This window comes from Nocardioides sp. JCM 18999 (genome assembly GCF_055391175.1).
Window position 1 is genome coordinate 2,672,250 of sequence record NZ_AP043887.1, and the last position, 20,787, is coordinate 2,693,036.

Below are 20,787 nucleotides of genomic sequence, written 5' to 3' on the forward strand. Positions count from 1 at the left end.
CACTCCCTGAGCGATCGCTAAGGAAGTACGACGACGCGCCCGACCGTGACTCCGTCCGCGAGCCGTTGGACGCCGGCGGCGGCGTCGGGCAGTGGGATCCGCTCCCCGACCAGCGGCTTGATCAGCCCACGGTCAGCCAGGTCGTCGAGCGCGGCCTGGCACTCGTCCAGCGCGTCGGGGTCGTACTTCGCGTACAGCCCCCAGTGCAGTCCCACGATCGAGTAGTTCTTGATCAGCGCGTGGTTGAGCGCGGCGGACTGGATCTCCCCGCCCGCGAAACCGATCACCAGGATCCGGCCCTCGAAGGCGATGCACTTGGTCGAGCGCTGGTAGGTGTCCCCGCCGACCGGGTCGTAGATGACGTCGGCGCCGCGACCACCGGTCTCGGCCTTGACGATCGAGACCCAGTCGCCGGCCTCGCCCTCGGCGTGGCGGTCGATCACCACGTCGGCGCCGAGCGCTCGAGCGACCTCGGCCTTCTCCGGGCCGCCCACGACGCCGATGACGCGAGCACCGGCGGCCTTGCCGAGCTGGACCGCGGCACTGCCGACTCCGCCGGCGGCGGCGTGCACGAGCAAGGTCTCGCCGGCCTGCAGGCGGGCTCGACGGTGCAGTCCGAACCAGCCGGTCTGGTAGCCGACGTAGAGCGAGGCCGCCTCGGCGTCGTCGAGGGCTGCCGGGGCGGGGAACGAGGTCGCGACGTCCATCACGGCCATCTCTGCGAGGCCGCCGGCCGGCAGCGCAGCGGCGCCGATGACCCGGTCGCCGACGGCGAAACCGGTGACACCCTCGCCGAGTGCGACGACCTCGCCGCACAGCTCGGCGCCCGGGGTGAACGGGAGCGGCGGTCGGTACTGGTAGAGGCCCCGGCACATCAGGGCGTCGGGGAAGTTGATCGACGCGGCACGGACGCGGACCAGGATCTGGTTCCTACCCGCGGTCGGCTCGTCGAGCTCCTCGAACCGCATCACCGCTGCCGGCTCACCCAGCTCGTGCACCTGCCATGCCCGCATCGACTACCCCTGTCGCTCGTCGAGGTGCTGCTGCACCCGGTTCATCCCGGTCAGCCAGCGATCGGTGTCGCCGGCTCGGGCAGCGTAGTAGTCGCGGACCTGCGGGTGCGGCAGGACGAGGAAGCGATCGGTCTCCAACGCCTGCCAGGCGTGCTCGGCGACCTCGTCGGGCGTCAGCAGCGCGTCGCGACTGAGCACCTCCTTGAGCGCTCCCGCCTCGGCGTACATCCGGGTGTCCACCCCCTGCGGACAGATCGCCTGGACCACGATGCCGCGGTGCCGGTAGGTGGCCGAGAGCCACTCGGCGAACCCCACGGCACCGTGCTTGGTGACCGAGTACGCCGGCGACTCGAGCATCGTGAGCAGCCCTGCGGCCGAGGCGGTCATCACGTAGCGGCCGGCCCCGCGCTCGATCCAGGTCGGCACGAGCAGACGGGCGGCGCGGACGTGGGCCATCACGTTCACGTCCCAGGAGCTCGCCCACGCGGCTTCGTCGGCGTCGAGACCCAGACCCCGGTCGATGCCGGCGTTGCCGAACCAGACGTCGATCTCGCCGAGCTCGGCCGTGGCCCGCTCCACCAGCGCGGCGACGCCGGTCTCCGAGGCTGCGTCACCCCCGACGGCGACGCCGCCGATCTCCGCAGCGACGGCCGCGGCCGCCTCGACGTCGAGGTCGTTGACGACCACCCGGGCACCCCCGCGCGCCAGCCGCCGGGCGAGCGCACGCCCGATGCCGTGACCGGCACCGGTGACGACCATGCCCCGGGGACGGCTCACGCGAAACCGCCGGTGGACTCTTCCTTCAGCCGCGGTTCGGTGAAGCCCTCCGGACGGATGCCGGTGACCCCGCTGTAGAACTCACGGATCACGTCCATGTCGGCGACGATGTCGCCGGTGGGGTGGAAGGTCGGACCCCAGCCGACGGTCTTGGAGGGGCCGTCGAGGTAGGCGAGGGTGATCGGCAGCCCGGTGTTCTGCGAGATCCGGTAGAAGCCTGACTTCCAGTACTCCCCCTTCGACCGGGTGCCCTCGGCGGCGATGCCGAGCAGGAAGGTGTCGGACTGCTCCGCCTTGGCCAGCAGCGCGTCGATGGTGGCCTTCGGGTTCGCCCGGTCCAGCGACACCGCGCCGGTGGCGCGCAGGATCGGCGCGAGCGGCCCCTTGAAGAGCGAGTCCTTCACCAGCAGGTGGATCGAGACCCGGCTGTCCCAGGCCAGCAGCATGGTCAGCACCCAGTCCCAGTTGGACGTGTGCGGTGCGCCGACGAGGATCGCGGAGTCCGGCACCTCACCGCTGGTCTTCCACCCCGAGATGCGGAGCAGGAACTGGGCGAGGGCGTGACGCACGGGCATGACCCGCACTATGCCCTACGCGGTTTCGAGCACCCGGTCGAGGAACCGGTTGGCGAAGACCCGCTGCGGATCCAGCTCGTCGCGCAGGGATGCGAAGCGCCCCCACTGCGGGTAGAGCGGTGCCAGGTCGGCGGCGGTGTGGTCCATCGCCTTGCCCCAGTGCGGCCGCGCACCGAGGGAGCTCATCTCGGACCAGAAGCCCTGGAAGTACGTGTCCCGATCGCGCGCGAACGCGGTGTAGGCGCCGAGCTGCACCACGTCGCCGCCGTACGCCGGCGAGAGCCAGCCGTCGTCACCCTGCACGAACCTCAGCTCGGCGATGAAGTTGACCTTCACCCGCTGCGCGGTGCGCACCAGGGCCTCCCAGGCAGCACGGCCGGAGGCCAACGGGATCGCCGCCTCGGTCTCGTCGTGGCGCACGGGGTCGGGGGTGCTGAACAGGAGGGTGCTGGCTCCGACGCGCCGCTTCTTCACCAGCGTCGCCGCCATCAGGGTGTTGATCGGCGCGACGGTGGCGGGAGCCACCCTGTTGAGCGCGTAGAACGCCGGCAGCAGTGCCGGGTGGATGAACCGCTGGTCGATCGACCGCTCTACCTGGGTCACCCGGTCGGCCGGGTCGTCGCTGCGGTCGTAGCGGAACACCAACGCCTCGCGGGTGTGCGGGACCCACCAGACCTTGACGAACTCGGCGCTGCGGCCGATCTGCTCCAGTCGCTCACCGACGTCGGCGACGGGGACCTTCTCCACCGTCTGCGCGAGCCGGAACGCCGGCACGACCCGGAGCCGGACGTCGGTCACCACGCCCAGCGCGCCGAGGTGGACCCGCGCACCGGGGAGCTGGTGCTCGCTGACCTCGACGACCTCGCCGCGACCGTCGACCAGGGTCATCCCCGTGACCAGGCCGGCGAGATTGCCGTGCACGAGGCTGGAGCCGTGGGTGCCGGTCGCGATCGCTCCCGCGACCGACTGCTGCGCGATCGAGCCCAGGACCGGCAGGGCCAGGCCGTGCTCGGCGAGGGCGGCGTTGAGGTCGCGCAGGCGCATGCCGGCCCGCACGGTCACCGTGTCGCCGTCGTACGACGTCACGCCGGTGAGCCCGTCCAGGGAGAGCGCCACCCCGTCGGGGGCGGCGATGGCGCTGAAGGAGTGCCCCGCCCCGACCACCTTGACCCGGTTGCCAGTGTTGGCGGCTGCGCTCACGAGCTCGGCGACCTGATCGACCGAGGTGGGCCGCTCCCAGCGCGTGGGCGTGCTGCTGACGGTGCGGGACCAGTTCCTGAAGCCCGGGATTGGCATGCGCGCACGCTACAAGAACGTGGCATGCTCGTTGAGAGGGCACGGAACCGGAGGCCGGACCATGGACTACCGAGCATCGCAACGCGAGTTCCAGGATCACTTCGACACGCGCCGCCTGGCCGATCGTCTCGGCAGCGTCGCAGGTGACGACCTGTCCGGTTTCCGCGACTGGATCGAAGCGCGGGACATGTTCTTCCTCGCCACGGCCGATGCGACCGGGCAGCCCCAGTGCTCCTACAAGGGCGGTGCTCCCGGGTTCGTCCGCGTCGTGGACACGTCGACCCTGGCATTCCCGAGCTACGACGGCAACGGGATGTTCCTCAGCCTCGGTAACATCAGCGAGCACCCGCCGGTCGGGCTGCTGTTCATCGACTTCACCGACGGTTCCCGGCTGCGCCTGACCGGAGCGGCCACCATCGACCCGGCCGATCCGCTGCTCGCGGAGTACCCCGGCGCCCTGGCGGTCGTGCGGGTGCGGGCGTCAGCCGTCTTTCCGAACTGCCGCCGCTACGTCCACACCCACGGCCCGAACCAGGCGTCGGTCTTCGTCCCCGTCGCGGGCGAGGATCCGCCGGTGCCGGACTGGAAGCGGAACGAGTGGTTCGACGGCACGCTGGCGTGCGACGACCCCGCGCTCGACGAGAGTCGGCCGAGCGCGCCCGCGACGCCGAGCTTCTAGCTCACTCCCAGACGCCCCTGCGGGGCGTTGGTCGCTCGCTCGGCACAAGCCACACGAGCAAGCTCGGTGGCTCGGCCTCGCTCACTCCCATTCAATCGTGCCCGGGGGCTTCGAGGTGATGTCGACGGTGACGCGGTTGATCTCCCGGACCTCGTTGGTGATCCGGGTCGAGATCCGCTCCAGCAGCTCGTAGGGCAGTCGTGCCCAGTCGGCGGTCATGGCGTCCTCGCTGGTGACGGGACGCAGCACGACCGGGTGACCGTACGTGCGACCGTCGCCCTGGACACCGACCGAGCGGACGTCGGCCAGGAGCACGACCGGCATCTGCCAGATGCTGTTGTCCAGGCCGGCGGCGGTCAGCTCCTCGCGGGCGATCGCGTCGGCCTCGCGCAGGATGTCGAGCCGCTCGCGGGTGACCTCACCGATGATCCGGATGCCCAGGCCGGGTCCGGGGAACGGCTGGCGCTGGACGATCACGTCGGGCAGGCCGAGCTGGGCACCGACCGAGCGGACCTCGTCCTTGAACAGGGTCCGCAGCGGCTCGACGAGCTCGAACTCGATGTCCTCCGGCAGGCCGCCGACGTTGTGGTGGCTCTTGATCACCGAGGTGCCGGCGCCGTGGCCGGACTCGACCACGTCGGGGTACAGGGTGCCCTGCACCAGGAAGCCGACCGTGGTGCCCTCCGGCGCCGCGTCGATGATGTCCGACTGGGCGGCCTCGAAGGAGCGGATGAACTCGCGGCCGATGATCTTCCGCTTCGCCTCGGGCTCGGTCACGCCCGCGAGGGCGTCGAGGAACTGCTTCTCGGCGTCGACCACGACGAGGTTGGCGCCGGTGGCGGCGACGAAGTCGCGCTCGACCTGCTCCGACTCGCCCTTGCGCATCAGTCCGTGGTCGACGTACACGCAGGTGAGGCGGTCCCCGATCGCCTTGGCCACGATCGCAGCCGCGACGGCGGAGTCCACACCGCCGGAGAGGCCGCAGACAGCGCGACCGGTCTCGCCGATCTGCTCCTTGACCCGCTCGATCTGCTCCTCGGCGATGTTGCCGATGGTCCAGGTGGTGCGGCAGCGCGCGATGTTCCAGAGGAAGTGCTCGAGCACCCGCTGGCCGTGCTCGGAGTGCAGCACCTCGGGGTGCCACTGCACGCCCGCGAAGCCGGCCTCGACGTTCTCGAACGCGGCGACCGGGGTGCCGGAGGTGGAGGCCAGGACGGTGAAGCCCTCGGGTGCCTGGGAGACGGAGTCGCCGTGCGACATCCAGACGTTGTGCTCGGCCGGCAGACCGGCGAGGAGGACGCCGCCGTCGGCCACGGTGACCGGGGTGCGGCCGTACTCGCGGGCGCCGTTGTTGTCGACGGTCCCGCCGAGGCCCTGGGCCATCAGCTGGAAGCCGTAACACATCCCGAAGACGGGGGTCCCTGCCGCGAAGATCGACGGGTCGATCGCCGGGGCGCCCTCGGCGTAGACCGACGACGGACCGCCGGACAGGATGATCGCCTTCGGGTTGCGAGCCAGCATCTCGGCCACCGGCATCGTGTGCGGCACGATCTCGGAGTAGACCTGCGCCTCACGGACGCGGCGGGCGATCAGCTGCGCGTACTGCGCCCCGAAGTCGACGACGAGGACCAGATCGTGTTCGGAGGCGTCCGTCATGGGTGAATCCTATCGACGCCGGACCCTGCTCAGAAATGCGGCTGAGTCAGAGGACTGCTCAGTCGAGGAACGTGAAGCCTCCGACGAAGTACACGACGACGAGCAGAACCACTGTCGCAATGACCGCGACCTGTGTTCTCGCGATCCGGGCCGCGTCTCGGTTCTCATCCGACGCCTCGTCGGTATCGCCCTGAAGGTCGAACATGAGCGCCGGACGGCCGAGCGTCACGACGAGAATCACCGCGAAGACGATGACGAACAATCGGAGCGTTCCTACGGCCGACGTGTCGTCGAAATGACGATGCCCGTACGCCGCCAGGCCAGCGAGCGCGACCAGGGTTCCAGGCACGCTGGCCAGTTTCTCAGGCCACGTAGGTCAACCACAGAACGAGACCGACGATCAGGGTCACCACCGCCCAGAACTGCACTCTCCCGAGGAAGACCAGTCCACGCCAGGTCCGCTGAGACTTCCGCCCCACGGCCGGTCCGTTTTCCTTGCCGAGCCAGTGCGCCCACTGGGCGAGCGAGGAGACGGTGTTGGCTACCCAGTCGAACATGCACCCCTGCCCTACTTCATCGTCAGAACCGCGCGCGGACGACGGCCTAAGCAGTCCCGGCTTTCCAGAAACGCCACGCGGCGTAGATCAACTGCCCGACCGCAACGACCAGCCACACGGCGCCGAAGATCGCTGTCCCGCCACCTTGGGAGAGGAGGCGGGGAGCCACGAACCCGCCGAAGATCAGTACGACGATGGCGCTCACCAGGACGAAGCCCGGCGAAGATCGATCCCAGGACCAGCGTGCCGACATGAGGCTGAGCATCTCAGGTCACGGGCGCGTTCGGGGCGGATATGAGGCAGGGTCAGTGGGCGAAGCTGATCGGTGTGGTGCCGTCCCGGGTGCGGAGGTAGAGCTGTCCCGCGGGGTTGCGCCACAGGTACATCCCCGCCGCGAGGCGGGCATACGTCCAGTCGGCGAAGGTCTTCAACCGATGGTGATAGCGACACAAAGGCGCCAAATTGGATGAACGAGTCTGACCCGGCGGGCCGTCCTTGTCGAAGGCGTTGATGTGATCCAGATCCGCCTTCCGCGCCCGCTTGTTGCAGTACGGATGCGCACACGTCGTCTGTGTGAGGAACAGCTGCTCACGTTGCTTGGTCGAGGGGGCGTACGGGTTGCGGACCAGGTCCTCGTTCAGGTCGATCACCGGCCGCACGATCACCTTGGCCGCACCGGAGAGCCATTCCTTCACCCGAGCCACCGGGGCCAGGGTGTCGGGCTGCTCGAGGCGTGCCCAGGCAGCCATGGCCTGGTCGGCATCGAGGTGGATGTAGAGGTTCGCATCCCGCGCTGTCGAAGGCGCCACCGTCAGATCACCGGCGAGGATGCGGCGGGCGATGATCCCCACCGCCCTCGCCCGACGCACATCCAACGACTCCTCCGACCCGGCAGCACGTTGTTCTTCCGCGACCATCGCGACCGCGGCATCGAAGTCGATTGCATCGGGGAGATCGAGGCAGGCGTAGGTGTCGACCACACCGTTCTGGTTCAACGCGGCCGACTCGGTGTGGACCTCGACCTTGCGTGACTCAGCTGCTGCTTCGGCACGACGGGCTGCCTCCTCGGGGTCGAACCGCGTCAACGCCTCCGTGATCAACCGGGTCAGGGTGGTGTGGCCGACCTTCTCGAACCGGTACGCCAGCTGGGCATCCATCCAGGCTGCGCCCTCCATCGAGAGGGGTCGGGTGGCGGCAGCGACCAGGCGGGCCTTCCAGACCGGGAGGTGTTCCTCCCACAACCGGTCGAAGATCTTCGGCAGCCGGTAGGCGAGCTCGAGAGCGTCCCCGATCCACAGGCGCGCCTGCGCATCACTCATCCCCAACGCGACAGCGAACTCGGCGATCGCATCCTCCCTCACCAGTGGAGTGCCTTCACCGGCGAGCGGGATGTCGTGGAGCAGATCCAACAGTGCCGGCCCGCGCCCGAACGAGACGCCAGGGCCGGACTCGGGGCCGTTCTCGGTGGCCCACTCCACCGTGTAGTGCAGTTTCGAGACCTCAGCGATGGCTGCCATCTGCGCACTGTGGGCAGCCATCGCGAGCATGTCGTTGACGGGGAACCCGGCGGTCGGACCCAGGCCGCGACCAGCCTCCGACCCATCGTCGAACACCGGCTCCTCCATACCCCGAACCTAGACGGCACCACCGACAAAACCGGGGCGAGATCTCAGCTCAAGCAGTCCACGGAGGTCACCCCATGGCTCGTGCCACCGTCGTGACGAACGTCGACCCAGGAGACCTCCACCAAAATCGTCCCGATCCCGACGGGCGGTAGGCAGCTGGGTCGCCCGCCGAGGTGGCTCTTTCCGCCAGCATCGGTCCACGCGACGTCGCGCGGCACGCTGAGCACTGGGGAGTTCGGGCTGTCCTCGTATCCGCAGGAGATGTCTCCTTCGGCGGAGAGGCAGGCGAGCACCTCCGCCTTCACGGGCGGATGCCGTTGGCCGAACTCATAGGCCACGACCAGCGCGAGAACCGCTGCCACCAGCACGCCGATCACGACGACCGAGCGCGACCGACTCCGATCGCTGTCGACTTCCTGCACCGTGTCCGTCATCGCACCGCATCCTCGCAGGCATCACGCCCAACCGAACAGCCCCAGAAATGCACCGATGCCCGGCCGGGGAGGGAGGGAGTGGCCGGGCATCAGTCGCAGTCTGTCGACCGCCGCGGACCCGGAAATCTAAGGGAGGGAGCAAGTCCCGGGTCTGATCACTTCAACGAGGGCGCCACAGGGCGGTTACGCCGGGTTACGAAGAAATCTCAGAACTTTTTTCCGCCGCGATCCGCTCGCCGGAGGTGACCGCGACGATCGGGAGCCGCAACGCTCCGGGGGCAGCGTCAGGGACGGCCGGGGACAGCGGCGGGACGGCGGCGATCGGGGCGTACGTCGACCCGAGCTCGGGCCGCGGGTCGGCCTGCCCCTTGTTGGGCCAGAAGCTCATCGCACGCTCGGCCTGGGCGGTGATGGTGAGGGACGGGTTGACCCCGAGGTTGGCCGAGATCGCGGAGCCGTCGACGACGTGCAGGCCGTCGTACCCGTAGAGGCGCTGGAAGGGATCGATCACGCCGGTGGCGGCGGAGTCCCCGATCGCGCACCCGCCGATGAAGTGGGCGGTCATCGGCACGTCGAACGGCTCACCGATCGTGCCGCCGGCGTACCCCTCGTTGCCGTTGACCGTCATCGCCTTCGCCATCTGGCGTGCGCCCTCGTTGGCCTGCGGGATCCAGGTCGGGTTCGGGGCGCCGTGGCCCTGCTTGGAGGTCAGCCGCCAGCCGAAGGGCGTCCTCTTCGGGTAGACGGTGATCGAGTTGTCCAGTGCCTGCATGACCAGCAGCACGACCATCCGCTCGGACCAGTGCTTCAGGTCGTAGAGCCTGGAGATGTTGGACCGCTGCGTCCACAGCTCCTTCAGCCAGCGGCGCTTGCGGCCCGGACCACCGTCGGTGAGGACGGTCTGGAGCAGCGACATCGCGTTGGAGCCCTTGCCGTAACGGACCGGCTCGAAGTGGGTGGTGGCGTCGGGGTGGATCGAGGAAGTGATCGCCACGCCGCGGGTGTAGTCGACCGACAGGTCAGGGGCGATCGCGCCGAGGATGGCCTCGGAGTTGGTGCGGGTGAGCAGGCCCAGCCGGTCCGAGATGGCGGGCAGGTCACCGGACGCCTTGAGCTTGTGCAGCAGCTTCTGGGTGCCGATCGCGGCGGCGGAGAAGATCACCTGGTCGGCGGTGAACGTCTTCGTCGCCTCTCCCCCGCGACGCAGCTTCGCCTTCGTCCAGCGGGCGTGCACGGTGTAGCCGCCCTCGGCGCGCGGGACCACCCGGGTGACGGTGGTGAGCGGGTGCACGACGGCACCGTTCTTCTCGGCGAGGTGGAGGTAGTTCTTCACCAGCGTGTTCTTGGCGTTGTGCCGGCACCCGACCATGCACTCCCCGCACTGGGTGCAGGTGGTGCGCGCGGGGCCCTCGCCGCCGAAGTAAGGGTCGGTGACCGTCGTCCCCGGCGCCTCGCCGGTGCCGAAGAAGACCCCGACCGGTGCTGCGTGGAACGAGTCCGGCACCCCCATCTCGGCGGCGACCTTCTGCATCACTTCGTCGGCCGGGGTGATGTGCGGGTTGGGCACCACGCCGAGCATCCGCTTGGCCTGGTCGTAATACGGCGCCAGCTCGGCCTTCCAGTCGGTGATGTGGCTCCAGCTGGGGTCGCGGTAGAACGGGTCGAGCGGCTCGTAGAGCGTGTTCGCGTAGACCAGCGAGCCGCCGCCGACACCGGCGCCGGCGAGGATGAGGGCGTCCTTGACCATCTCGATCCGCTGGATGCCGTAGCACCCGGCCGCCGGGGCGTAGAGGAACTTCTGCAGGTCCCAGGAGTTGTCGGCGAAGTCCTCGTCGGCGAACCGGGCGCCGGCTTCCAGTACGGCGACCTTGTAGCCCTTCTCGGTCAGGCGGAGTGCCGAGACGGAACCGCCGAAGCCCGACCCGATGATGAGCACGTCGTAGTGCTGGGAGCCACTCATATACCCACAGTATGTGAACCCGTACGTGCTGGCTACCGATCAGTAGCTTTTGCGCACGATCACGTGCGCCCGGTGCTCCCCGATCCGGTAGGCGAGGACGTGTCGGCCGCGCTTGAGTCGGTGCGGGAGCTTGATCACGACCGGCTTCCCCGCCGTCACCGACCGCGGCTTGAGCCGGTGACCGTCGAGGCTGAGTCGTGCCCGACCGGTGTAAGGCAGCACCGCGATCAGGCGCTTGCGGTTGGGCGTGGTCCAGGTGCGCGCCCGGATCGGTGCGGCGGGGGCCGCGCTCGGGGTCACCGAGGGGGTGGCGGTCGGCGTGCTGGTCGGGGGAACGACTGCGGGCGCCCGGGTGAGGAACTTCGCCTCGAGCTGACCGATCTCGGTGTCGGTCAGCTTCAGCCCCTCGGACACGTAGGTGTCGAAGTCCCCGTAGATCGCGTCGACCTGGTCGAACCAGGCCTGCAGCCAAGCGGCCTTGACCGCGTCACCACCGAGCGAGGTCGTGTAGTGCCCGTTGGAGAGCAGGTAGTCAGCGACCACCGTTGCGCGCGGGACGCCGAGGATCGTGAGCAGGATGGCCGAGGTGATCCCGGTCCGGTCCTTGCCTGCGGTGCAGTGGAGAGCACGGTCTCCCCCGGCGTCGCCAACGCGTGGAGTGCACGGGAGAGCGACTCGGTGGCACCACGGGAGCACGCCATCACCGGGTACGTCGCCGCGGTGACCGCTGACTCAGGATCCGGGTCGCTGCCACCGATCGCCGTGGCCAGGGTCTGCAGGACGGCGAGCTTCGCCCCGCACTGGCCGTAGCCGGTGAGGTCGGCCGGGTCGACGGTGGTGCTCGGGTCGAGCACCGAGTCGGCCTCCCACGCGATGTCGGCCGGCGGGTTGTCCGGCTTCTGCGACCGTTCGGCCGAGGTGCGCAGGTCGATGATCCGGGTGACACCGAGGTCGCGGACCTTCTGCCACTCGGCCGCAGTGAGGTCGCCGAGCGCGTTGGACCGGAACGCGGCGCCGGTGCGGACCCAGAGTCCGTCGGCGGTCTGGTAGCCGCCGGCATCGCGGGCGTTGCTCGCGTGCTCGAGGCCGAGCATCCGGTCCCAGTCACCGGCGGGTGGCGCCACCTCGGGGATCACCGGCGCCGCGGCGTTGGCCAGGAAGCGCTTCTTCAACGCGGCGATGTCGCCGTACGAGAGTCCGAGGCCGTTGCGGGCGAAGTTGTCGAAGCTGCCCCAGTCCAGGTCGACGGCGGTGAACCACTGCTCGAGCCAGTCACGCTGGACGGAGCCGGCGCCGCGGAAGTGGTTGGAGTTCTCGAAGTCGTCGAGGACGGTGGTGCGGTCGACGCCGAGCAGGGTGAGCAGGATCGCGGTGGCCACGCCCGTGCGGTCCTTGCCGGCGCTGCAGTGGAAGACCACGGTCTTCGCCGGGTCCTGCAGGGAGTGCAGCAGGTCGCGGAAGGCGATCATCGAGCCGCCGTAGCAGGCCTCGAGGAGGTAGCCCTCGGCCGTGCCGACGTCGGAGAAGTCCTTCAGGGCGGCGAGGATCGAGACCGCACCGACCGGCGTGCCCGGGGCCAGACAGTGCAGGGTCGCGGTGAGGTCGGAGAGCTGCGGGGTACCGGTCGGCGGGATGCCGACGACGTCGGCCTCCTGGTAGCCGACCCCGGCCGGTACGTCGTCGGGCGCCTCCGACTTCTCGCTCGCGTTGCGCAGGTCGACGACATGGTTGACGCCGAGGCCGCGCAACGTCGCCCACTCGCCGTCGTCGAGATCACCCAGCTTGTTCGACCGGAAGGCGATCCCGGTCTTCACCACGTGACCGTCCGTGGTGCGGAAGCCGCCGATGTCGCGGGCGTTGGTGGCGTGCGGGAGCTGGAGACTGCGAGCACTGCCGAGGAGGTCGTTGCCGGTCGAGGAGACGTAGGGCACCGGATCGGCGGCTCGGGCGGGCGTGCCCGGGAGTGCCAGGCCAGCCCCGATCAGGGCGAGGAGGACGGCCGCGAGGGTCAAGGCGCGAGATCGCATGACCCTCTAACGAGGCAACCGGGCAGAAGTCAGTGAACGTCGAGTGAATCCGGGGCGCGCAGCAGGCAGAACTCGTTGCCCGAGGGGTCGCGCATCGTGCGCCACGGCAGGTCTCCGACGCCGAGGTCGTACTCGTGTCCGCCGCGCTGGAGGACCTCGGTGACGATCGCCTCGACGTCGTCGCCACCTTCGAGCCGGATATCCAGGTGCCAGCGGTTCTTCCCTGACACCTTGGGGCCGCGTTCGGGGCAGAACTCCAGCAGCGGACCGCGCATCGACGGGTGCCGCAGCGTGCGCGGGGCGACGCCGGGCGCGTCCACCCATCCGCTCAACCAGGCCCAGAACTCCACGTCCCGGTCCGGATCGGCACCCTCGAACGGGATCGCGGCGATCGGTCCGGTCTCCGTGTACGCCGCCCGCTCCTCCATCACGCAGAACGGGTTGCCCTCCGGGTCGGCGAGCACGATCCACGGCACGTCCCGTTGACCGATGTCGAGGTGGCGGGCGCCGAGGCCGATCAGGCGCTCGACGACGTCCGACTGGTCGCCGCCGCCGAGCAGGTCGAGGTGCAGCCGGAGCTCCTGGTCCGGGAGCGTGCCGACCGGCTGGAAGCAGAGGTCGAGGACCGGACCGTCCTCGATCGCCAGCCGGGTCTCGTAACCACCGTCCGAGTCGGTCAGCGGCTCGCAGCCGAGCGCCGCCTCCCAGAAGCGGCCGACCCGACGAGGATCGACGGTGTCGATGACGACGTTCTCGAGAAACACGGCTTCACGCTAGCAACGCAGTCGGGAACCCGGCGCGCTACTTGATGCGTCCCTTGGCGGCGAGCGTCTTGGTCAGGGTCAGGTGGCCGGGCTGGGTGATCCTGATGGTGACCCGCAACGTCCCGCCCTTCCACGCCCGCTTGGGTTTGATCGTGGCTGCGTGCCCGACGACCCGGGGCTTCGGCTTCTTCTTGCCTGACTTCCTGGGCGTCAGCACCCACGTGTACGTCGCCGTCGCCCCGCGCGGCAGCCCCACCGTGACCCTGACCGGCTTGCCCTTCTTGAGCGCGCTGACCTTGGCCGGAGCGACCAGCGAGATCGGCTTCGGCACCGGGGTCGTCGTCGGCGGAGCCACGACGTACGAGGCGACCTTGACCGTGCCGGCGCTGGTCCCGTCGCTGCGCCACCACTCGTCGCCACGGAGTCCGTCGTTGTCGGTGAAGAGCAGGGTGGTGCCGAAGGCCATCAACGACTGCGGGCGGTACGCCGCGTCCGACCCCGCGGGAGCGATGTCCTTGACCATCGTGGTGCCTTCGGGCGTGCCGTCGGACTTCCACACCTCGGCCCCGTGAACGCCGTCGTTCGCGACGAGGTAGAGGGAGCTGCCGACCGCGGTCAACGAGTCGATCCCGCTTCCGTCCGGGCCCGGATCGATGTCGCTGACGATCAGCGTTCCCGCCGCGGTGCCGTCGGTCTTCCAGAGCTCGGCACCGTGCTCACCGTCGTCCGCGACGAAGTAGAGGGTGCTGCCCACCGCCGTGAGCAGGCGCGGGGTCGCGCCGGTCGCTCCGGCGAGGATGTCCTTGACCATGAGGGTCCCGGCCGCTGTCCCGTCCGACGTCCAGAGCTCGGAGCCGTGCTCGCTCTCGCCCGAGACGAAGTAGAGCCGGCTTCCGGCCGCGGTCAACGCCGTCGGGCTGTCGTGGTTGCTGCTCAGCTCCTCGACCAGGGTCGAGCCCGCTGCGGTGCCGTCCGACCTCCAGAGTCGGGTGGGCGGCGCAACACTGTCGACTGTGAAGAAGAGGGTGTCACCGACGGCGGTCATCTGCTGGAGGTACGAGCCGCTCGGCCCCTTCGTGTCGTTCTCCACGATGGTCGTGCCGGCTGCGGTGCCGTCGGACTTCCACAGCTCCTGGCCCCTGGCCCCGAACGCGTGGAAGTAGAGGGTGTTGCCCACCGCCGTCAGGCCTTCGGGGTCGGAGCCATCCTCACCGCTCGTGATGTCCTTCACCATCACGGTGCCGGTCGCTGTCCCGTCGGACCTCCAGAGCTCGTCGCCATGGATGCCGTCGTCAGCACTGAAGTAGAGCCGGTTCCCGACCGATTCCAGGTGGGAAGGGTAGGCACCTCCAGGAGTGTCGAACAGCTTCACGATGCCCGTGCCGGCCGCGGTGCCGTCGGACTTCCACAGCTGCCGGCCGTGGACGCCGTCATCGTTGACGAAGAAGAGGGTCTTGCCCACGGCCGTCAGATCGCGGGCATCGCTGCCGGGATTGCCAGGGACCATGTCCTTGACCAGGACGGTGCCCGCGGCGGTGCCGTTGCTCTTCCACAGCTCGCAGCCGTTCTCGCCGGTGTAGGCGATGAAGAAGCGCGCGCTCGTGGTGACCGCGTCTCCGCGGTCACAGCGAAGCATGGGCGGAATTGCTGCCTCAGCCGATGAGGGCGTGCCGATGCTGGCCAGGACGGCCCCTACCAAGGCGAGCGTGGTCGCAACGACGGTCGATCGTCGGCTTCGCGATGCGGTCAACGACTCTTCTCCCTCACCCGAGACGTGGAGTGGCGATCGTAAACCGAAGGGGACGAATCCGGGAGTCCCAGGTTCGACCCTCTGGCGCTCTGCTCAGACCAGGTCGGTGACCTCACGCCGGGCCTGGTCGGCCTCGGCGTCGGTGGGCATCGTCTGGCTGAGCCGCTCGGCCTGCACCCGGGCGAAGTACCAGGCGACCTGCCGTTCGGTCTCGGCGTCGTCCCAGCCGAGCTCGGCCGCCATCAGCTTGGCCACCCCGGTCGCGGCCGAGACGCCGCGGTCGAAGGTCTCGATCGAGATCCGGGTCCTTCGGGTGAGGACGTCGTCGAGGTGGCGCGCGCCCTCGTGGGTGACGGCGTAGACGATCTCGGCGGCGAGGTAGTCGTCGGCCCCGTCGAGCGGGAGCGCCAGCGTGCGCCGGGACGCGATCAGGGCCAGCACCTCGTCGATCATGCCGCCGTAGCGTCCGAGCAGGTGGTCGATCCGGGCCACGTGCAGGCCGCTGCGGCAGGCGAGCAGCACCCGCTGGTTGGAGCGGGTCTCGAAGCCGTCGGCACCCAGCAGCCGAACCTTCTCGGTGATCGACGCGCGCGGCTCAGGGCCGAGCGTGCGCAGCGTGTGCGCGGCGGCATCGACCGCATCGCGCGCCATCACGCGGTACGTCGTCAGCTTCCCGCCCGCGATCATCACCAGCCCGGGCACGGGGGTGACGACGGTGTGCTCACGGGAGAGCTTGGCGGTCTGGTCGCTCTCCCCCACGAGCAACGGTCGCAGGCCGGCGTACACGCCCTCGACGTCCTCGTGGTCGAGCGGCTCCTTGAGGAAGGAGTTCACGTGCGCCAGCACGTAGTCGATGTCGGCGCGGGTCGCGGCCGGGTGGGCGAGGTCGAGGTTCCAGTCGGTGTCGGTGGTGCCGATGATCCAGTGCCGGCCCCACGGGATGACGAAGAGCACCGACTTCTCGGTGCGGATGATGAACCCGGCGTCGGAGCGGATCCGGTCGCGCGGCACCACGATGTGCACGCCCTTGGAGGCCTGCACGTGCAGGGCCCCGCGGCCGCCGACCATCTCCTGGATCTCGTCGGTCCAGACACCGGCGGCGTTGACCACGACCCGAGCCTTGATCTCCAGGTCCCGGCCGGTCTCGAGGTCACGGGCGGTGACACCCACGACCCGGTCGCCCTCCCGGACGAAGCCGGTGACCCGGACCCGGGTGGCGATGTGGGCGCCGTGGCGGGCGGCGGTGCGGGCGATCGTCATCACCAGGCGGGCGTCGTCGACCTGGGCGTCGTAGTACTTGATCGCGCCCGCGACCTGGTCGGAGCGGAAGTCCGGCGCGATCCGGGACAGGCTCTTGCGGGACAGGTGACGGTGCCGCGGCACCCCCATCTCGTACTTCCCCAGGGCGGCCATGCCGTCGTACAGCGCCAGACCGGAGCCGACGTAGGGGCGCTCCCAGAACCGGTGCTCGATCGGGTAGATGAACGGGACCGGGCGGACCAGGTGCGGCGCGAGCCGGGTGAGCAGCAGCCCGCGCTCCTCGAGGGCCTCCTTCACCAGCGCGAAGTCGAGCATCTCCAGGTAGCGCAGGCCGCCGTGGACCAGCTTGCTCGAGCGCGACGAGGTGCCGGAGGCGAAGTCGCGCTGCTCGATCAGGCCGGTCGACAGCCCGCGGGTGACCGCGTCGAGCGCGACCCCGGCGCCGACGACACCGCCGCCGACCACGAGGACGTCGAGCTCGTCACCGCCGACGCCCACCATCGCTGAGATGGCCGCGTCGCGGGCGTACGGATTCAGCACTCCTGCCTGCACAGACTGCGAGCTCATGTCTCGATCCTTGCAGGTCGGTCCTCACCTCGCTGTCTACATGGGCGGCGACGAGAGGTAGACCGACTTCAGCTCGGTGTACTGCGCCAGACCCTCGGGCCCGAACTCGCGGCCGAGGCCGGAGTTCTTGTAGCCGCCGAACGGACCGGCGAAGTCCATCGTGTACGTGTTGATCCCGATCGTGCCGGTGCGGATCCGACGCGCGACGTCGAGGCCGTGCTCCTCGTCGGCGGTCCAGACGGTGCCCGCCAGTCCGTACTCGGAGTCGTTGGCCAGGTGGACGGCGTCGTCGACGTCGACGTACGGGATCACCGACAGCACCGGCCCGAAGATCTCCTCCTGGGCGATCCGGCTGCGGTTGTTGACGTTGGCGAAGACGGTCGGACGGACGTACCAGCCACGGTCGAGCCCTTCGGGACGGCCGACGCCGCCGAGCAGCAGCTGGGCGCCCTCCTCCTGGCCGAGCGCGATGTACTTCTCCACCCGCTCCTGCTGGCGCTGGGCGACCATCGGGCCGATCTCGGTGGCCGGGTCCATCGGGTCGCCGACCTTCATCGACCCGATCCCCTCGGCGATCGCAGCGGCGAGCTCGTCGTGCCGCTCCCGCGGGACCAGCACGCGGGTCTGGGCGACACAGGCCTGGCCGGAGTTCATCACGCCGAGGAACTTGAGTCCCTCGACCAGGGAGGCGGCGTCGACGTCGGGCAGCGCGATCGCGGCCGACTTGCCGCCGAGCTCGAGGGAGACCCGCTTGAGCTGCTCACCGGCGATGGAGCCGATCCGGCGTCCGGCGGCGGTGGAGCCGGTGAAGGCGATCTTGTCGATGCCGGGATGGCGGACCAGGTGCTCACCGGTCTCGCGGCCGCCGGCGACGATGTTGACCACCCCGTCGGGCACGCCGGCCTCGCTGAGCAGCTCGGCCAGCAGGTAGGCGTCGAGCGGGCTCTCCGGGGCCGGCTTGGCGACCACGGTGCAGCCGGTCAGCAGCGCCGGGACGATCTTGGAGATCAGCGTGAACTGGGGGACGTTCCACGGCGGGATCGCGGCGACGACGCCGACCGGCTCGTGCCGGACCAGGATGTCGGCGCCCAGGGCGCCGGGGCGCCGCTCCTCCCACGGGAAGGCCCGCGCGATCGTGAGGAACGACTCGATCTGCATCCACGGCGCCGGGGACTGGGCCAGGTTGGAGAACGAGATCGGCGACCCCATCTCGCGAGAGATCACCTCGGCCATCTCCTCCAGCCGGCCGGCGTAGAGCATGGAGAGGGTGGCGACGATCTCGATCCGCTCCTCCGGCGACATCCGCGGCCAGGGGCCCTCGTCGAACGCGCGCCGGGCCGCGGTCACCGCGGCGTCGATGTCGGCCGGGGTGCCTTCGGGCACCCGGGCGATCACCTCCTCGCTGTGCGGGGAGACCACTTCGATCAGCTGGTTCGAGGCGGGTGCGGTCCAGCCGTCGATGTAGAACGCGTCTCTGTCGAGGTTGCCGAGAGTGCTCATGCGAGATCGAACCAATCTGTGAATCCGGTGGGAGTGTGACGGCCGAGGGCGGCGTGCTCGAAGAGCCCCCACCCCTCGACGCCGCTGGAGCTGTCGATGCCGGAGCCGTGGGCGACCGCCCGTCCGACGTGGTCCTGGACGCCGAACATCACCTTGCCGACGTTCTCGGGGGCGGTGACGTCGTAGGTGCGACGCTCGGTGAACCCGGCTCCGTGCCACTGGCCGTGCGACCAGTCCGAGTCGCCGCCGTACCCGCCGCCGAGGTGGAGCGGGACGGCGAGCAGGGAGTCGACCTCGATGACGAAGGGCTTCCCGTCAGGAGTCGTGCACGTGTACGTCGCCCCGGAGGGTGTCCGCGTGCCCGGCTCGTAACGGATCTCGACGCGCGGCCAGCCGAGCTGCTCGACCCGACCGTCGTTGAAGACGCGGGTGCAGTCGTTGAGCGTGCGGTAGCCGTCGGGGGTCTCCTGGATGATCAGGACGACGGCGAAGTCGTCGAAGCGCAGCGGGACGTAGTGCCACCACATCCCGCCGAACTCCGGGTCGTACGGCTTGCCCGGCGGCAGTGCCTCGCCGACCGGACGGACCCCCCACGAGCGGTCGCGGGTGCCGACCCAGGTCCGGGGGTCGACGGCGATCTCCTCGCCGTCGACGGTGATCACGCCCTCCCAGGTGCCGACCTGGGCGAAGCGCTGGGCGTCGAGCGTGGTGGTGCTGCCCTGCCGCATCACGTGCGGCAGCTCCTGGACGACGTCGAAGGAGCCGCGCCAGTGCAGGTCGGCGCTGATCCCCTCGGTCTCCTGGAGCCGGAGACGCAGCTCGCGCAGCGGCTCCACGACGTCGATGCTGAAGTTCCCGACCGTCTGCGCCATCCGGTCGGCGCCGCGCGGATCGGCGGCGTCGCCGAGGTGCACGGCGGTCTGGACGTCCCCGCGCCGGACCAGGAAGAACGCGTCCTTGGTGCCGAGGTTCGGGTAGAAGCCCAGACCCATGATCGCGAAGATGTCGCCCGTGCGGTCGTGGGCGTTGAGGTAGCAGCGGTCGTAGAAGTGCCGGTCACTGCTACCGGCCCACGCCACCGGCTTGGCGACCTGGTGGATCGGATACTCGTCGAGCGGTCCGAGGCCGACGTACTCGCCGTGCTCGCTCACGCGCCGACCTCGTCGAGCAGGCGCTCCAACAGCGGACGGTGGTGGAAGACCGACTCGGGGTGCTCGGGCGCCTCGATCTCACCGAAGTGGATCTGTCGCGCGCTGGTGCGCAGGAAGACACAGCCCCACAGCACCGCGCAGTGCAGGAGGTGCCACTGCAGGTCGCCGAGCTTGACGCCGCTGAGCTCCTCGTACGTCGCCACGACATCGTCCTGGGCGAGGAACTCGGGCATGCCGTCGAGCCCGAGCATGGTGGCGATCTCCTGGAAGACGCTGTGCGCGAAGAGCATCCAGGCCACGTCCATCTCGCGCGGACCGAGGGTGGCCATCTCCCAGTCGAGCACGGCCACGGGCGCGAAGTCGTCGTACATCATGTTGCCGATCCGGGCGTCGCCCCAGATCAGCACGCCCTCGTCGGTGGCGGGCAGGTTGGCCTCGAGCCAGGCCAGTCCCCGCTCGATCAGCGGGGAGCGCGGGCTGCCCTCGGGAGCGTTGAGCGCGAAGTCGTACCAGCCGCGGGTCTTGGCCAGGTTGCGGGCCAGCGGGGTCGCGCCGTCGTGACCGGTGACCGCGGGGTCGAGGAACGCGAAGTTCGTCAGGGGGTCGGCGATCGCGTGCAGCCGGGCGAGGACGTCGACGCTGGAGCGCTGCAGGGCCGCCTGCTGCTCGGGGGCGGCGTCGAAGAGCCAGTTGCCGCCGAACGGGTAGGGCAGCACGTCCGGCGGTACGACGCCGTCGACGCGCTCCATCAGGAAGAACGGGGTCCCGAGGATCCGTCCGGTCGGCTCGAGGAACCGCACCGCGGGCACCGGAACGCCGGCGAGCTCGCCGGCCAGGCGCATCGCCTCGAACTGGTCCTTGAGCCGGTAGGTCGGGAAGACCGGCAGGTCGGCCTCGGCGGGCGCCACCCGGGCGACGTACCCGCGGGTGACCCGCTGTCCCTCCTCGGTGGTGACCAGGTCGAGGAGGACGGTCTCGCTCGACATGCCGTTGGCGTTGACGTCGGCGTGGAGGACGACCTCCGGATGCTGACCCCGAGGAAGGACCTCGGTGAACCAGGTGGTGAGCGCTCGGCCCATCTCCTCGTGGCTGCGGGACGTGCGCTGCAGGGTCATCTCGGCCAGCTCGGCCGGGACCTCGGCTGAAGACGGGGTCTGTGTCACGCGTCACACATTTCTAGAACGTGTTCCACATGT

The 20,787-nt window shown here is 69.7% G+C and carries 19 protein-coding genes and 1 pseudogene; 1 reads left to right on the top strand and 19 read right to left on the bottom strand.

Going from position 1 to position 20,787, the window contains the following annotated elements:
• Positions 1-17: 17 nt before the first annotated feature.
• The 4 genes from ACZ5J1_RS13170 to ACZ5J1_RS13185 are packed head-to-tail and all read right to left on the bottom strand — an operon-like array spanning position 18 to position 3,661.
• On the bottom strand, positions 18-1,013 hold the full coding sequence (locus tag ACZ5J1_RS13170) for an NADPH:quinone oxidoreductase family protein (protein WP_464559500.1): 996 nt from the start codon (positions 1,011-1,013) through the stop codon (positions 18-20).
• Positions 1,014-1,016: 3 nt separating this feature from the next.
• The gene (locus ACZ5J1_RS13175; RefSeq protein WP_464559502.1) at positions 1,017-1,790 is read right to left on the bottom strand and encodes an SDR family oxidoreductase; all 774 of its coding nucleotides are present in this window, start codon (positions 1,788-1,790) and stop codon (positions 1,017-1,019) included.
• Positions 1,787-2,365: a lysophospholipid acyltransferase family protein gene (locus tag ACZ5J1_RS13180; RefSeq protein ID WP_464559504.1), complete on the bottom strand. Its 579-nt coding sequence runs from the start codon at positions 2,363-2,365 to the stop codon at positions 1,787-1,789. The genes ACZ5J1_RS13175 and ACZ5J1_RS13180 overlap by 4 nt, the downstream gene beginning before the upstream one ends.
• A gap of 15 nt (positions 2,366-2,380) precedes the next feature.
• Entirely contained in the window at positions 2,381-3,661 is a 1,281-nt protein-coding gene (locus ACZ5J1_RS13185; protein ID WP_464559505.1) for a D-arabinono-1,4-lactone oxidase, read from the bottom strand.
• 61 nt (positions 3,662-3,722) lie between these two features.
• Between ACZ5J1_RS13185 and ACZ5J1_RS13190 the strand changes: the two genes are divergently transcribed.
• A complete protein-coding gene (locus ACZ5J1_RS13190) occupies positions 3,723-4,340 on the top strand; it encodes a pyridoxamine 5'-phosphate oxidase family protein (protein ID WP_464559507.1) in 618 nt (205 codons plus the stop codon).
• An 81-nt stretch (positions 4,341-4,421) separates the two neighbouring features.
• Here the strand turns inward: ACZ5J1_RS13190 and guaA are convergent, their stop codons facing one another.
• The 15 genes and pseudogenes from guaA to ACZ5J1_RS13265 form a co-directional block, all read right to left on the bottom strand.
• Entirely contained in the window at positions 4,422-5,996 is a 1,575-nt protein-coding gene (guaA, locus tag ACZ5J1_RS13195) for a glutamine-hydrolyzing GMP synthase (RefSeq protein WP_464559509.1), read from the bottom strand.
• A 58-nt stretch (positions 5,997-6,054) separates the two neighbouring features.
• A complete protein-coding gene (locus tag ACZ5J1_RS13200) occupies positions 6,055-6,345 on the bottom strand; it encodes a hypothetical protein (RefSeq protein ID WP_464559511.1) in 291 nt (96 codons plus the stop codon).
• A 13-nt stretch (positions 6,346-6,358) separates the two neighbouring features.
• Positions 6,359-6,553 carry a hypothetical protein gene (locus tag ACZ5J1_RS13205; protein WP_464559513.1) on the bottom strand — a complete coding sequence of 65 codons (195 nt, stop codon included), beginning with the start codon at positions 6,551-6,553 and terminating at the stop codon, positions 6,359-6,361.
• A gap of 46 nt (positions 6,554-6,599) precedes the next feature.
• Positions 6,600-6,806, bottom strand: coding sequence for a hypothetical protein (locus ACZ5J1_RS13210; protein WP_464559515.1), 207 nt, complete (start codon positions 6,804-6,806; stop codon positions 6,600-6,602).
• 52 nt (positions 6,807-6,858) lie between these two features.
• Positions 6,859-8,178 (bottom strand): HNH endonuclease signature motif containing protein, encoded by a 1,320-nt coding sequence (locus ACZ5J1_RS13215; protein ID WP_464559517.1) that lies wholly within the window; start codon positions 8,176-8,178, stop codon positions 6,859-6,861.
• A gap of 44 nt (positions 8,179-8,222) precedes the next feature.
• Complete coding sequence (locus ACZ5J1_RS13220) at positions 8,223-8,612, bottom strand: hypothetical protein (RefSeq protein WP_464559519.1); 390 nt, start codon at positions 8,610-8,612, stop codon at positions 8,223-8,225.
• 193 nt (positions 8,613-8,805) lie between these two features.
• Positions 8,806-10,572, bottom strand: a complete 1,767-nt coding sequence (locus ACZ5J1_RS13225) for a GMC family oxidoreductase N-terminal domain-containing protein (RefSeq protein WP_464559521.1) — start codon at positions 10,570-10,572, stop codon at positions 8,806-8,808.
• 39 nt (positions 10,573-10,611) lie between these two features.
• On the bottom strand, positions 10,612-10,986 hold the full coding sequence (locus tag ACZ5J1_RS13230) for a hypothetical protein (protein WP_464564830.1): 375 nt from the start codon (positions 10,984-10,986) through the stop codon (positions 10,612-10,614).
• A pseudogene (locus ACZ5J1_RS13235) lies at positions 10,987-12,599 on the bottom strand (tyrosine-protein phosphatase); the annotation flags it as partial.
• Positions 12,600-12,628: 29 nt separating this feature from the next.
• Positions 12,629-13,363, bottom strand: coding sequence for a VOC family protein (locus ACZ5J1_RS13240; protein ID WP_464559523.1), 735 nt, complete (start codon positions 13,361-13,363; stop codon positions 12,629-12,631).
• A gap of 37 nt (positions 13,364-13,400) precedes the next feature.
• A complete protein-coding gene (locus tag ACZ5J1_RS13245; RefSeq protein WP_464559525.1) occupies positions 13,401-14,999 on the bottom strand; it encodes an ELWxxDGT repeat protein in 1,599 nt (532 codons plus the stop codon).
• 207 nt (positions 15,000-15,206) lie between these two features.
• On the bottom strand, positions 15,207-16,940 hold the full coding sequence (locus ACZ5J1_RS13250; RefSeq protein ID WP_464559527.1) for a glycerol-3-phosphate dehydrogenase/oxidase: 1,734 nt from the start codon (positions 16,938-16,940) through the stop codon (positions 15,207-15,209).
• Between the two features lie 36 nt (positions 16,941-16,976).
• Positions 16,977-18,440, bottom strand: coding sequence for an aldehyde dehydrogenase (locus tag ACZ5J1_RS13255; protein WP_464559529.1), 1,464 nt, complete (start codon positions 18,438-18,440; stop codon positions 16,977-16,979).
• The gene (locus ACZ5J1_RS13260) at positions 18,437-19,591 is read right to left on the bottom strand and encodes an Rv3169 family protein (RefSeq protein WP_464559531.1); all 1,155 of its coding nucleotides are present in this window, start codon (positions 19,589-19,591) and stop codon (positions 18,437-18,439) included. Before ACZ5J1_RS13260 ends, ACZ5J1_RS13255 begins: the two co-directional genes overlap by 4 nt.
• Positions 19,588-20,754 carry a phosphotransferase family protein gene (locus ACZ5J1_RS13265; protein WP_464559533.1) on the bottom strand — a complete coding sequence of 389 codons (1,167 nt, stop codon included), beginning with the start codon at positions 20,752-20,754 and terminating at the stop codon, positions 19,588-19,590. Before ACZ5J1_RS13265 ends, ACZ5J1_RS13260 begins: the two co-directional genes overlap by 4 nt.
• Positions 20,755-20,787 lie beyond the last annotated feature (33 nt).

Excerpts from the sequence above, each read along its gene's own strand:
- ACZ5J1_RS13255 (WP_464559529.1), bottom strand. The coding sequence starts at position 18,440 with ATGAGCACTCTCGGCAACCTCGACAGAGACGCGTTCTACATCGACGGC.
- ACZ5J1_RS13210 (WP_464559515.1), bottom strand. The coding sequence starts at position 6,806 with ATGTCGGCACGCTGGTCCTGGGATCGATCTTCGCCGGGCTTCGTCCTG.
- ACZ5J1_RS13205 (WP_464559513.1), bottom strand. The coding sequence starts at position 6,553 with ATGTTCGACTGGGTAGCCAACACCGTCTCCTCGCTCGCCCAGTGGGCG.
- ACZ5J1_RS13185 (WP_464559505.1), bottom strand. The coding sequence starts at position 3,661 with ATGCCAATCCCGGGCTTCAGGAACTGGTCCCGCACCGTCAGCAGCACG.
- ACZ5J1_RS13245 (WP_464559525.1), bottom strand. The coding sequence starts at position 14,999 with ATGCTTCGCTGTGACCGCGGAGACGCGGTCACCACGAGCGCGCGCTTC.
- ACZ5J1_RS13250 (WP_464559527.1), bottom strand. The coding sequence starts at position 16,940 with ATGAGCTCGCAGTCTGTGCAGGCAGGAGTGCTGAATCCGTACGCCCGC.
- ACZ5J1_RS13180 (WP_464559504.1), bottom strand. The coding sequence starts at position 2,365 with ATGCCCGTGCGTCACGCCCTCGCCCAGTTCCTGCTCCGCATCTCGGGG.
- ACZ5J1_RS13215 (WP_464559517.1), bottom strand. The coding sequence starts at position 8,178 with ATGGAGGAGCCGGTGTTCGACGATGGGTCGGAGGCTGGTCGCGGCCTG.
- guaA (WP_464559509.1), bottom strand. The coding sequence starts at position 5,996 with ATGACGGACGCCTCCGAACACGATCTGGTCCTCGTCGTCGACTTCGGG.
- ACZ5J1_RS13225 (WP_464559521.1), bottom strand. The coding sequence starts at position 10,572 with ATGAGTGGCTCCCAGCACTACGACGTGCTCATCATCGGGTCGGGCTTC.
- ACZ5J1_RS13190 (WP_464559507.1), top strand. The coding sequence starts at position 3,723 with ATGGACTACCGAGCATCGCAACGCGAGTTCCAGGATCACTTCGACACG.
- ACZ5J1_RS13170 (WP_464559500.1), bottom strand. The coding sequence starts at position 1,013 with ATGCGGGCATGGCAGGTGCACGAGCTGGGTGAGCCGGCAGCGGTGATG.
- ACZ5J1_RS13220 (WP_464559519.1), bottom strand. The coding sequence starts at position 8,612 with ATGACGGACACGGTGCAGGAAGTCGACAGCGATCGGAGTCGGTCGCGC.